Below are 12,209 nucleotides of genomic sequence, written 5' to 3'. Positions count from 1 at the left end.
CTGTCCCCTACCCCTTCATCAGATCGACGCTTTCGACGGCGATATCGCCACGATTGCGGAAATAGACGACCAGGATGGCCAGCCCGACAGCCGCTTCTGCGGCGGCAACGGTCAGCACCAGCATTGCGAAAATCTGCCCCGTGATCGTGCCTGTGAAGACCGAAAAGGCCACCAGGTTGATGTTCACAGAGAGCAGGATGAGTTCGAGCGCCATGAGAATGACGATGATATTCTTGCGGTTCACGAAAATGCCGACGACGCCGGTCGTGAACAGGACGGCAGAAACCGCCAGGAAATGATTGATCGTAATATCCATGACCTAGAGCCCCTCGCCTGATTTGACATCGACCCGGCGAATTGCATCGCTGCGGCGCCGCTGCGTCTGATGGGCAACGCTTTGACGTTTGACATGTGGGCGGTGCTGCAGTGTCAGGACGATCGCGCCTATCATGGCAACCAGCAGGATCAGGCCAGACAGCTGGAACAGCAGGAGATACTCCGTGTACATGACCTGCCCGATTGCCTCGACATTGTTTTCCGCACCCGGATGAGGATTGAAGCTTTCAGCACTTGTGCCGCGCGCGAAGGTGGCCAGCGCTATTTCCGCAATGAAGGCAAGGCCGATGAGGGCACCGAAGGGAAGATAGCTGAGAAAGCCCTGCTTAAGCTCGACGAAATCAACGTCGAGCATCATGACGACAAACAGGAAGAGCACCGCAACGGCGCCCACATAAACAACCACCAGCAGCATGGCGAGGAATTCCGCCCCGATCAGAACCATCAGACCAGCCGACGTGAAGAAGGACAGGATCAGCCAGAGCACCGAATGCACCGGGTTTTTCGCGGCGATCACGCATATCGCTGATATCGTGACAATCGCGGCCATTATGTAAAAGGCGATCAGTTCCACCGGTTCAGCCCCAGAATTGAGAGACGGCGAGCCGCCTCATGAAAACAAAAGTCCTGCACCTCAACGATAAGGTGCATCAAGCTCCAGATTACGCGCGATGAGCCGCTCCCAGCGGTCGCCGTTCGCAAGCAGTCTGTCCTTGTCATAAAGAAGTTCTTCGCGGGTCTCGGTCGCGAATTCGAAGTTCGGTCCCTCGACAATCGCATCCACTGGGCAGGCTTCCTGACAGTAGCCGCAATAGATACACTTCACCATGTCGATATCGTAACGCGTGGTACGGCGTGATCCGTCTTCACGCGGTTCAGCATCAATCGTGATCGCCTGGGCTGGACAGATCGCCTCGCACAGCTTGCATGCAATGCAGCGCTCTTCGCCGTTCGGATAGCGGCGCAGCGCATGCTCGCCACGGAAACGCGGCGACAGAGGGTTCTTTTCGAACGGATAATTGTTTGTAGCCTTGCGCCTGAACATTGTCCGTATCCCGAGGCCAAATGCACTCAGGAAATCGGTTAGCAGCGCACCACGAAGGGTCTGGACGAGGCTCATGCCTGCACTCCCATATAAACAACATAACCCGCAACAATGACGACAGCGCCGAGCGATGTCGGCAGGAATATCTTCCAGCCAATCCGCATGAGCTGGTCATAGCGATACCGCGGGACGACAGCTTTAACGAGCGCGAACAGGAAGAAGAAAAAGATAACTTTCAGCATGAACCAGACGAGATGTCCGAGGTTCACCATCCAGAGCGGGAAATTGGCAACAAAATCTTCCCCGAGCGGGATTGGCCCATGCCAGCCGCCCAGGAAGAGAATGGTCATCATCGCACACATCAACACGATGTTGAGATACTCGCCGATCATGAAAAGCAGATACGGCGTTGAGGAATACTCGACCTGATAGCCGGCAACGAGTTCGGACTCAGCCTCCGGCAGATCGAACGGCGGACGGTTCGTCTCTGCCAGTGCCGACACGAAAAACATGACGAACATCGCCAGCATCACCGGGAAGAGTATGAAATGGTTCCAGCTCAGCACATGCCAGGTCCAGAAACCACCAGCCTGGTTGTCGACGATTTCGGTCAGGTTCATGGAACCGACAAGCAGGATCACGGTGATAATGATCAGGCCGATCGAGACTTCGTATGACACCATTTGCGCGGCTGAGCGTAGCGACCCCAGGAACGGGTACTTCGAGTTCGAGGCCCAGCCGCCCATGATGATGCCATAGACGCCCAGCGACGAGACCGCGAAAAGATACAGAACCCCAACATTGAGGTCAGATACAACCCAGCCAGGGGCGACAGGAATCACAGCCCATGCCGCGAAGGCCAGAGTCAGCGAAAGAATCGGCGCCAGCAGGAAAACAGTCTTGTTTGCACCGGCCGGGATAATGATTTCCTTGAGCAGGAATTTCCCGAAGTCCGCAAAGCTCTGCATGAGGCCGAATGGCCCGACCACGTTAGGGCCCTTGCGCAACATCACAGACGCCCAGACCTTCCGGTCCATAAGCAGGAGAAAGGCCAAGGACAGCAGCAGGACAATCGTGAATAGCAGGATCTGACCAATCACGGTCAGCCAGCCAAACAGCAGTCCATGTTCCTGGATGAATGCACTCATGGCGCTCGCCTACTCCGCTGCTACAGGCGTTTCAAGGCCGCGCTTCATAAGCGAGCACTCCGCCATCGTCTTCGATGCCCGGGCTATCGGGTTGGTCATGTAGAAATCGCTGACAGCCGCGCCAAAAGGACGCGCCTTATCAAGAGCTTGCGGCTTTGCAGGCGCTTCAAGCAGGGCTGCATGTCCAGCCGCGCCAGGCGCGAATCCGAGACCCGCGAACACCTCATTATCCTCTCGCAGGATTTCGCGCAGCTCATCGGCAGAATCATAACGTAGTGTCTTGCCAACAACATCCGAAAGTGCCCGGAAAATAGCCCAGCCTTCCCGGGCCTCGCCCTTCGGCTGCACAGCCTTTTGTGTCATCTGCACACGGCCTTCCGTGTTCACAAAGGTCGCATCCAGCTCTGTGTAAGCCGCGCAAGGCAGGATGACATCCGCCCTGGCTGCACCAGCATCCCCGTGATGGCCGACATAGACGACCTTCGTATCCCCGAGGCGGGAAAGGTCATGCTCATCCGCACCGAGCAGGACAAGCGTGTCGAGACCACCAGAAAGCATCGTCTCTGTATCTGCACCGCCCTCTTCGGGGACAAACTTCACATCCAGCGCGCCAACACGGCCTGCAGCATGGTGAAGGACACCAAAGCCTGCCCAGTCTTCCTTGATCGCTCCGGCGTCAAGCGCAATCTGGTGCGCAGCATTGAGAATATCCTGACCGTGCTCGCTTGCCAGTGCGTGCTCGCCAACAACAACCATCGGGCGCTTGGCCGCCTTGAATGCCTTCACAAAGTCATTCTTCTGCTTAAGCAGACCATCCAGTGCCGCCGGCCCATCGCCGAGATGCGTGTAGTCATAGGTCAGGTCGACAGGATCGCCCACTAGACCAACCTGGAGGTCATTCCAGAGCCAGGCCTTGCGCAGGCGCGCATTCCAGACAGCAGCTTCCTGCCGTGGATTCGTACCGATCAGCAGAACCGCATCAGCCTCTTCCGCGCCCATCAGGGTGGGATTCAGGAGATACTGCTCCCGCACACCATTTGCCCCATATGTACTGCCAGCCGGTCGGCAGTCAGCCGACTTCACCCCAAGCGACTTCGCCAGATCATGCGCCGCCTTGACCTGCTCGACCTCAACAAGATCACCAGCAAGAAAACCAACCTTGTCCGCGGGTCCCTCAAGCAGCCCTGCCGTATGCGATAGAGCTTCTTTCCAGCTTGCCGGACGCAACTTTCCATTCTCACGAATATACGGCCTGTCCAGTCGCTGACGCGCCAGACCATCCCAGATGAACCGTGACTTGTCGGAGATCCACTCCTCATTCACTTCCTCATTCAGGACCGGCATGATGCGCATCACGGCATCGCCCTTGGCATCGACCCGGATAGCCGCGCCCATTGCATCCATGACATCGATCGACTCTGTCTTGCGCAGTTCCCAGGGCCGAGCATTGTAGGCGTATGGCTTGGACGTCAGCGCCCCGACAGGGCAAAGGTCGATCACATTGCCTGACAGTTCGGACTTCAGTGACTCTTCAAGATAGGTCGTGATCTCGGCATCTTCGCCGCGTGAAATCATGCCCAGTTCTTCTACACCGGCAACCTCTGCCGCAAAGCGGACACAACGCGTACACTGGATGCAACGCGTCATGATCGTCTTGACCAGCGGTCCCATATTCTTGTTCTCGACGGCACGCTTGTTCAGGGAATAGCGCGAACCGGAACGGCCATAGGCCATCGCCTGGTCCTGCAGGTCACACTCACCGCCCTGATCACAGATCGGGCAGTCCAGCGGGTGGTTGATGAGAAGAAATTCCATCACGCCATTGCGTGCCTTCTCGACATAATCACCCGTAGTCACGACGTTTGGCGGTGTCCCGTCCGGGTTCATACGCATCTCGCCAACAGTCTGCGCACAGCTTGCGATCGGCTTAGGCGCGCCCTTCCACTGGACGAGACACATACGGCAATTTCCTGCCACCGAGAGACGCTCGTGATAGCAGAAGCGCGGAATCTCGGCACCGGCTTCCTCACAGGCTTGCATCAGCGTGTAGGACTTGGGGACTTCGATATCCTTGCCGTCAATATTCAGCTTGAAAAGATCTTCAGCCATGAATCAGAACTCTTTCACGGGATTGAATTCAGGGGTTTGCGCGGCTGCATTCCAGCGCGCAAGGAGGTAGGTCGGTATAATCAGGAAAAGACCGCTGAGCATGGCGGAAGGTCGCCAGACACGTTGCACAACCACATCATGTGTCAGGCCTAGCAGAAGCGCCATGACAGCAACAGCGAACACCGCCCAGAGATACTTTGTTGAAACCAGCGCCATGAGGCCGAAGCCCGCCAATAGGCCAAGCTCCGCCGTGGGCAGCATCAGCACCGTCTCACGCAAGAGATCGCCGCCATGTATACGCACCATCAGGATCAGGCCGAAAACACTCGACCCGATCACGATAGCGCACCAGATGGCAGTAAGGATGTTGCGCAGGAGGCTCATTCTGTCCCTTGTTCCTATTCCGCTGCCACGACGGAACCACGAACCTGCGTGTGAGGTGCGCGGTACTTCGTGATCCGGTCTTCGATTTCATGGCGGAAGTGACGGATGAGGCCCTGGACCGGCCATGCGGCAGCATCGCCAAGCGCACAGATTGTATGACCTTCGACCTGCCCAGCCACATCCAGTAGCAGGTCGATCTCGTTCATTTCGGCCTCGCCTTTGGCCATCCGCTCCAGCACGCGCCACATCCAGCCAGTACCTTCCCGGCAAGGCGTGCACTGACCACAGCTCTCATGTTTGTAGAAATATGAAATGCGGGCAATCGCCTGGATCATGTCGGTGGACTTGTCCATCACAATGACGGCAGCCGTGCCGAGACCAGAGCGCAAGTCGCGAAGCGTGTCAAAATCCATATGAGCATCAAGGATCTGGTCAGCAGGGACGACCGGCACGGATGACCCACCCGGAATGACCGCTTTGAGATTATCCCAGCCGCCCTTGATACCGCCGCAGTGTGTCTCGATCAGCTCACGGAAGGTGATGGACATTTCTTCTTCGACATTGCACGGCTTGTTGACGTGGCCCGAGACGCAGAAAAGCTTGGTGCCGGTGTTGTTCGGACGGCCGAACCCGGCAAACCAGTCTGCCCCACGGCGCAGAATCGTTGGCGCGACAGCAATTGATTCCACATTGTTGACTGTCGTCGGGCAGCCATAAAGCCCGGCATTGGCAGGAAATGGCGGCTTCAGGCGGGGTTGGCCTTTCTTGCCTTCCAGGCTTTCCAGCAGCGCTGTTTCCTCGCCACAGATATATGCGCCGGCCCCGTGATGCATGTAGACGTCGAAGTCCCAGCCATTGACGTTGTCCTTGCCGATCAGCCGGGCCTCATAGGCCTCCTTGATCGCCTTCTCCATGGCTTCGCGTTCGGCAATGTACTCGCCGCGAACATAGATATAGCAGGCATGCGCGCGCATGGCATAGGACGCGACCATGCAGCCCTCGATAAAGAGGTGCGGGTCATGGCGCATGATTTCCCGGTCCTTACACGTGCCGGGCTCGGATTCGTCGGCATTGACGACGAGATAATGCGGCCGGTCGCGAACCTCTTTCGGCATGAAGGTCCACTTCAGCCCCGTCGGAAAACCTGCGCCGCCACGGCCTCGCAAACCAGACGCTTTTATCTGGTCGCAGATCCATTCAGGTGTCTGCTGAAGCATTTCACGCGTCAGGTACCACGCCCCACGCTTCTTCGCCTCTTCCAGATCAGGAGAGTGAAGACCGTAGAGATTGGTAAAGATGCGGTCCTTGTCCTGAAGCATCAGACTTTACCTTTCTTGCCGCCAGATGAGGAGTCGCCGTTTTCCAGAGCCTTGGCCTGCTTCACCCACTCGTCACGCCAGACACGTCCGCGGAAGACAAGCGACTGGTCGATCCATTTGATATTCTCTTCGGTCCATGCCGCAATCTGAGAAAACTTGCAGATACCTGCTTCATTGAGCTTCTTCTCGATCGTCGGTCCGACACCTTCGATCTTCTTCAGATCGTCAGCTTCGCCCTTCTTCACTTCGAGCGTTTCCGGCGGCTCACCCTCTACGCCGGGCTCCTCACGTTCCACATTGGTCGGGTCCTTACGGGGAGGCTCGCCTTTGGCTTCTGGCTCAGGCTTGTCCCCGGCTTCGGCCTCCGGAAGATTTGGCAGCACACCTGATGTATTGCGGCTTCCGTCATAAAGATCACCGGACTTCAGCGTCGTGGGCCCGCCTTCTGGCGCGCTTTTCTGACGATCGACAAAATTTCCAGGTGCGACATCGACCCCATTCCCGAGCTTGCCAAGAATTTCCTCAAGGCTTTCAACGGTCAGGTCTTCATAATAATAGTCATTGATCTGCACCATGGGAGCATTCACGCAGGCGCCCAGACACTCGACCTCTTCCCAGGACAGGCGGCCATCGTCGGTGACGGCCATCTTCTTGCCGATCTTCTGCTGGCATACTTCCTTAAGGTCATTGGCACCGCGCAACATGCACGGCGTCGTACCACAAAGCTGGACATGGTACTTACCGACCGGGGCCAGCTTGAACATGGTGTAGAAGGTCGCGACCTCATAGACGCGGATATAAGGCATCTCCAGGCGGTCAGCGACTTCACGCATGGCAGGCTCTGACAACCAACCATTATTGTCCTTCTGCGCGAGCCAAAGCAGCGGAATGACAGCCGAACGCTGCTTGTCCGCCGGATATTTCTCCCGCCAGAACGTGATCTTCGGTTCAGTCTCAGGCTTGAAGGTGAACTCGTCACCGCCAGCTTCCATGTCGAAACGGCGAAGCATTACGCAGCCCCTCCAGAAAAATATTCAAACGCGACCATCATTAGCGGTCGACCTCCCCGAACACGATGTCGAGCGTACCCAGGATAGCGGATACATCAGCCAGCATATGGCCCTTGCAGAGATGATCCATCGCAGCGAGATGCGGGTATCCCGGCGCACGAATCTTGGCCCTGTAGGGTCGGTTGCTGCCATCTGAAACCAGATACACGCCGAACTCGCCCTTTGGCGCCTCGACAGCGGCATACACTTCGCCTTCAGGCACGTGAAAGCCTTCTGTGTAAAGTTTGAAGTGATGGATCAGCGCTTCCATGGAGCGCTTCATCTCACCCCGGCGTGGCGGCGCGACCTTTGAGCCGGCCATGAGAACCTCACCTTCGGGCATGTTTTCTACGCACCACTTCATGATGTCATTCGCAATCAGCATCTCTTCCATGCGAACGACATAACGGTCGTAATTGTCGCCATTATTGCCAACGACGACCTGAAAGACGTCGCCCGGAATCTCATCGTAGATCTCATAAGGCTGGGAACGGCGCAGATCCCAGGCCAGGCCTGAACCACGCACCATGACCCCCGAGAACCCCCATTCCATGATCGTCTTTTCATCAACTACGCCGATATCGGCATTGCGCTGCTTGAAAATACGGTTTTCGCTCAGGAGACTTTCGATATAGCCAAGCTGCTCTGGAAACTCCTCGCAGAATGTCATGATATCATCGAGGAGTTCCTGCGGCAGGTCCTGATGGACCCCACCGGGCCGAAAATAGGCAGAGTGCATTCGTGACCCAGATGCGCGCTCATAGAATCCCATAAGCTTCTCACGCTCCTCGAAGCCCCAGGTAATCGGCGTCAGGGCGCCAACATCCATGGCCTGCGTCGTGATATTGAGCATATGAGAAAGGATGCGCCCCATTTCCGAGTAAAGCACACGGATAAACTTCGCACGGCGCGGAACCTCGACTCCAAGCAGGCGCTCGATGGCCAGGCACCAGGCGTGCTCCTGATTCATAGGCGCAACATAATCGAGCCTGTCGAAGTAAGGCAGGCCCTGAAGATAGGTCTTGTACTCGAGCAGTTTCTCGGTGCCCCGGTGCAGAAGACCGATATGACTGTCGATGCGGTCGACGACCTCACCGTCCAGATCCATGATCATACGCAGCACACCGTGCGCCGCCGGGTGTTGCGGGCCGAAGTTCAGCGTAAACTTGCGCTCATCGACATTCTCAGCCGTATCAGCCATCGCTCGGCTCCTTTTCGGCTTTCTCGTCGCCCGGCAATTCCTTGGTCATGCCTTCCCAAGGCGAGAGGAAATCAAAGTTTCTGTATTCCTGGACCAGCTGGACAGGCTCATTGATGACGCGCTTCTCGAGATCGTCATAGCGCACTTCCGTAAAGCCGGTGAGCGGGAAGTCCTTGCGCAACGGATAGCCCTCGAAGCCGTAGTCAGTGAGGATCCGGCGCATGTCCGGATGCCCGGCAAAGCGGATACCATACATGTCGAAGGCTTCACGCTCGAACCAGTCCGCACTGGGGTGAAGCTCGGTCAGGCTGGGCACTGGCGTCGCCTCATCGGCGGTAACCTTTATCCGGATACGCTGGTTCAGGCGCATCGACAGGAAATGGTAAACGACGTCGAAGCGCTCATTACGCTCCGGCCAGTCGACACCGCATATGTCGATGAGCGTCTCGAAGACGCACTGGTTATCATCCTTCAGGAACTTGGCGAGCTTCAGGATCGAATCCCGCTCGGCAATGATTGTGAGCTCGCCAAAGCTGACGTGAAAACTCTTCACGACGTCGGCGCACGTCTCACTGATGTGCTCGCCCAGTTCTTGCAAAGCGTCGGTCATTCCGCTCATCCTGATCGCTTACCGCTCAATCGAGCCTTCACGGCGAATTTTCTTCTGTAGCTGCAACATGCCATAGACCAGCGCTTCGGCGGTTGGCGGGCAGCCCGGCACATAGATATCGACCGGAACGATCCGGTCGCAGCCACGCACGACTGAATAGGAATAGTGGTAATAACCACCCCCATTCGCACACGACCCCATGGAAACCACATAGCGCGGCTCCGGCATCTGGTCGTAGACCTTGCGAAGCGCTGGCGCCATCTTGTTGGTCAACGTGCCGGCCACAATCATGACATCAGACTGTCGCGGTGACCCCCTCGGAGCCATGCCAAAGCGCTCAAGGTCATAACGCGGGTTGCCTGCCTGCATCATCTCGACAGCACAACAGGCCAGCCCGAACGTCATCCACATGAGCGAACCGGTACGCGCCCATGCAATCAGGTCATCCGCCTTGGCGGTAAAAAAGCCTTTATCGGCGAGATGGTCGGAGAGCCCGGCGAAGAATGGATCGTCAGGGCGGACATCATGCCCACCCTCAATACCAGCCCGGCTGGCTCCGAGTGCATATGGCTTGAAATCGTCGGCCATTTTATTCCCACTCCAGCGCCCCACGGCGCCATTCGTAGATGAAACCCACGGTCAGGACAGTCAGGAAAAGGACCATGGACCAGAACCCGAAAACACCGATTGCCCCAAGGCTGACAGCCCACGGGAACAAGAAGGCGACTTCGAGGTCAAAGATGATGAAAAGGATCGAAACGAGATAGAAACGGACATCGAATTTCATCCGCGCATCGTCGAAAGCATTAAAGCCGCACTCATAGGCCGAATTCTTCTCAGGATCAGGGTCTGACGGCGCAAGAATCGCCGAACCGACAATGAAGAGAAGAGAGAGAATGACACCCAGCCCGAGGAACAGGATCACCGGGAGATAATCGAGTGCAAACTGTTCAATCTCTGTCATGAGCGCAACTCCTGACCACTTGCCTTTGAAAGCGCCGGGTTAGGACGCTTTCGCGACCTTGGCAACCTGCCACCTCACCAATCATAGCCCTTCTGGCTGTAGATTTCGCCCTTGCAGCATGCGGCGAGGCGACGCGCTCAATGTAGCACGCACGAACAACTGGCCCAGGGCTTCGCGATCATTTGAAAATGGTGCCCGGGGGCGGAATTGAACCACCGACACGCGGATTTTCAATCCGCTGCTCTACCCCTGAGCTACCCGGGCAGGTCACTGGGGAACGCGCGTCATAGCCTTGCAGCCCTGGCTTGTCCAATCCCCTTTCCGAAGTTTTTGCAGAAAGCCTGCATTGGCTCAGCTGTAACGTGCGCTCACCTGCTCTTTCTTGGCGGCTTCGCCAGAGCGAACAGCCGCACAGGCCGATTCAAGATCCCGCAAATAGTCGTCGATCACATCGGCATGCTTTGGCGACAACATGAGATGCAGACTGCGTGGCTCCTTCGTGACCGAAGTGAACCAGCCGCGGTGAAACATCTCCGAATAGAGCGCAAAGGAATGAAGGTCAGGATGCCTGAAAGCAACAAGACCAAGGACCGGTTGCCCAAGAACCTCGAATCCAAGTGCCTTGAGCCCCGATTCGGCCCGCTTGCGCGTTTCGCATACCCGGCCCTGGAGGGCCTTGTATCCTTCGATGCCGAGATAATTCATCACCGCCCATGCGGCGGAGATCGCCCCGCCCGGCCGCGTCCCGGCCAGTGTCGGCGTTGTCATGGGCGCGCCGGACCAGCCATCAAACTTGAACGGCATGAAAGCATAGAGGTCATCGGAACGGAACAGCACGGTCGAGGCACCCTTCGCCGCATAACCATATTTGTGCAGGTCCGCGCTCATCGACATGACCCCCTCAACCTCGAAATCGAATGGCGGAACGTTTTCGCCGTTCATGCGCGCGAAGGGGGCGAAATAGCCCCCGACACAGGCATCAACATGCAGCCAGACATTCTTTTCTCTGGCGAGATCGCCAAGGGCCTCGATCGGGTCGATGATTCCATGTGGAAAATTCGGTGCCGAACCGACCATCATGATCGTGTTCGCATCCAGCTGTCCGGACATGGCCTCGGGATCGGCCCTGTAGCTACCATCGCTTTTGAGCGGCACACGGCGTATCTCAATATCCATCAGGTGCGCCGCCTTGTCGAAGGCCAGATGGGCCGATTGCGGCAAAACGATATTCGCCTGCTCCTTCGCCATGCCATTACTGCGGGCATAATCGCGAGCTGTCTTGATCGCCATGGTGATCGAATCGGTGCCGCCTGACGTCATGGCACCAGTCGCCCCTTCAGGCCCATGCAGCAGCCCCAGCGCCATGGAGATCACATCCTTCTCCATCTGCGCGAGCGAGGGAAACGCCATCGGCCCCAGCCCATTCTCGGACATGAAGGCGGTATAGGCAGCCTTCTGGACCTGCTCGATCTCTTCACCAGCGTTAAAAACATAAACCGCCGTGCGACCGTCACGCCACTTCGCATCGTTGGCGCCGCGCTCTTCGAGCATTGCGCGAACGGCTTCCCAGTCCTGACCTTTTTCCGGCATTCTCATGGAACTGTCCTCCCTTACGCGCAGCATAACGAAGACAGATACAATGGCGACCCCTGCAGGACTTGAACCTGCAACCATCGACTTAGAAGGTCGGTGCTCTATCCGGTTGAGCTAAGGGGCCAGCCTGTGGGTGTTCAGTGCGTCCAGGGCTGCTTGCGGTAGGCCGAGAAGTTCTGGGCGTAGGATTTCACCAGCCGCTTCGGCTCCCGTGGCTCATCCACCGTAAAAGTGAGTTCTTCGCGTTTGGCGTATTCAATCGCCTGCTCACGCGTTTCAAAATGCAGCCGCACCTGGCCGGTCGTGTCATTGATGCTGGTCCAGCCCATGACCGGATCGGCTGTGCGGTTGGCACCGGAGCGGAATTCGAGAACCCATTCGCGGGTCTTGCCGCGGCCGGACTGCATGGCCGTTTTTCTGGGCTTGTAGATCCGAGCGTCCATGACATGTC

General features: G+C 57.1%; 14 protein-coding genes and 2 tRNA genes. All 16 read right to left on the bottom strand.

Annotated elements, in window-relative coordinates:
• Positions 1 to 7 precede the first annotated feature (7 nt).
• Positions 8 to 316, bottom strand: coding sequence for an NADH-quinone oxidoreductase subunit NuoK (gene nuoK, locus Q1K31_RS08565; RefSeq protein ID WP_300378768.1), 309 nt, complete (start codon positions 314 to 316; stop codon positions 8 to 10).
• Positions 317 to 319: 3 nt separating this feature from the next.
• The gene (locus Q1K31_RS08560; protein ID WP_300378766.1) at positions 320 to 910 is read right to left on the bottom strand and encodes an NADH-quinone oxidoreductase subunit J; all 591 of its coding nucleotides are present in this window, start codon (positions 908 to 910) and stop codon (positions 320 to 322) included.
• Positions 911 to 970: 60 nt separating this feature from the next.
• The gene (nuoI, locus tag Q1K31_RS08555) at positions 971 to 1,456 is read right to left on the bottom strand and encodes an NADH-quinone oxidoreductase subunit NuoI (RefSeq protein WP_300378764.1); all 486 of its coding nucleotides are present in this window, start codon (positions 1,454 to 1,456) and stop codon (positions 971 to 973) included.
• The gene (nuoH, locus tag Q1K31_RS08550) at positions 1,453 to 2,529 is read right to left on the bottom strand and encodes an NADH-quinone oxidoreductase subunit NuoH (RefSeq protein ID WP_300378762.1); all 1,077 of its coding nucleotides are present in this window, start codon (positions 2,527 to 2,529) and stop codon (positions 1,453 to 1,455) included. The genes nuoI and nuoH overlap by 4 nt, the downstream gene beginning before the upstream one ends.
• 9 nt (positions 2,530 to 2,538) lie before the next feature.
• A complete protein-coding gene (nuoG, locus tag Q1K31_RS08545; RefSeq protein WP_300378760.1) occupies positions 2,539 to 4,638 on the bottom strand; it encodes an NADH-quinone oxidoreductase subunit NuoG in 2,100 nt (699 codons plus the stop codon).
• A gap of 3 nt (positions 4,639 to 4,641) precedes the next feature.
• Positions 4,642 to 5,022, bottom strand: coding sequence for a hypothetical protein (locus Q1K31_RS08540; RefSeq protein ID WP_300378758.1), 381 nt, complete (start codon positions 5,020 to 5,022; stop codon positions 4,642 to 4,644).
• A gap of 14 nt (positions 5,023 to 5,036) precedes the next feature.
• Positions 5,037 to 6,341: an NADH-quinone oxidoreductase subunit NuoF gene (gene nuoF, locus Q1K31_RS08535; protein WP_300378757.1), complete on the bottom strand. Its 1,305-nt coding sequence runs from the start codon at positions 6,339 to 6,341 to the stop codon at positions 5,037 to 5,039.
• Positions 6,341 to 7,351, bottom strand: a complete 1,011-nt coding sequence (gene nuoE, locus Q1K31_RS08530; protein ID WP_300378755.1) for an NADH-quinone oxidoreductase subunit NuoE — start codon at positions 7,349 to 7,351, stop codon at positions 6,341 to 6,343. The genes nuoF and nuoE overlap by 1 nt, the downstream gene beginning before the upstream one ends.
• A gap of 40 nt (positions 7,352 to 7,391) precedes the next feature.
• Positions 7,392 to 8,591 (bottom strand): NADH-quinone oxidoreductase subunit D, encoded by a 1,200-nt coding sequence (locus Q1K31_RS08525; protein WP_300378753.1) that lies wholly within the window; start codon positions 8,589 to 8,591, stop codon positions 7,392 to 7,394.
• Entirely contained in the window at positions 8,584 to 9,201 is a 618-nt protein-coding gene (locus Q1K31_RS08520) for an NADH-quinone oxidoreductase subunit C (protein ID WP_300378751.1), read from the bottom strand. The genes Q1K31_RS08525 and Q1K31_RS08520 overlap by 8 nt, the downstream gene beginning before the upstream one ends.
• 18 nt (positions 9,202 to 9,219) lie before the next feature.
• Positions 9,220 to 9,789, bottom strand: coding sequence for an NADH-quinone oxidoreductase subunit B family protein (locus Q1K31_RS08515; RefSeq protein WP_300378749.1), 570 nt, complete (start codon positions 9,787 to 9,789; stop codon positions 9,220 to 9,222).
• 1 nt (position 9,790) lies between these two features.
• Positions 9,791 to 10,165, bottom strand: a complete 375-nt coding sequence (locus Q1K31_RS08510; protein WP_300378747.1) for an NADH-quinone oxidoreductase subunit A — start codon at positions 10,163 to 10,165, stop codon at positions 9,791 to 9,793.
• A gap of 189 nt (positions 10,166 to 10,354) precedes the next feature.
• Positions 10,355 to 10,429 (bottom strand) — tRNA-Phe (locus Q1K31_RS08505).
• Between the two features lie 87 nt (positions 10,430 to 10,516).
• Positions 10,517 to 11,761 (bottom strand): aspartate aminotransferase family protein, encoded by a 1,245-nt coding sequence (locus Q1K31_RS08500; RefSeq protein WP_300378745.1) that lies wholly within the window; start codon positions 11,759 to 11,761, stop codon positions 10,517 to 10,519.
• A 44-nt stretch (positions 11,762 to 11,805) separates the two neighbouring features.
• Positions 11,806 to 11,882, bottom strand: a tRNA-Arg gene (locus Q1K31_RS08495).
• 13 nt (positions 11,883 to 11,895) lie between these two features.
• Complete coding sequence (locus Q1K31_RS08490) at positions 11,896 to 12,201, bottom strand: ETC complex I subunit (RefSeq protein ID WP_300378743.1); 306 nt, start codon at positions 12,199 to 12,201, stop codon at positions 11,896 to 11,898.
• Between the last annotated feature and the right edge of the window lie 8 nt (positions 12,202 to 12,209).

The sequence above is a fragment of the Henriciella sp. genome (assembly GCF_029936995.1).
Classification (GTDB): Bacteria; Pseudomonadota; Alphaproteobacteria; order Caulobacterales; family Hyphomonadaceae; genus Henriciella.
The sequence above is the reverse complement of the archived record's forward strand: the minus strand, read 5'-3'. Positions and strand labels throughout refer to the sequence as shown.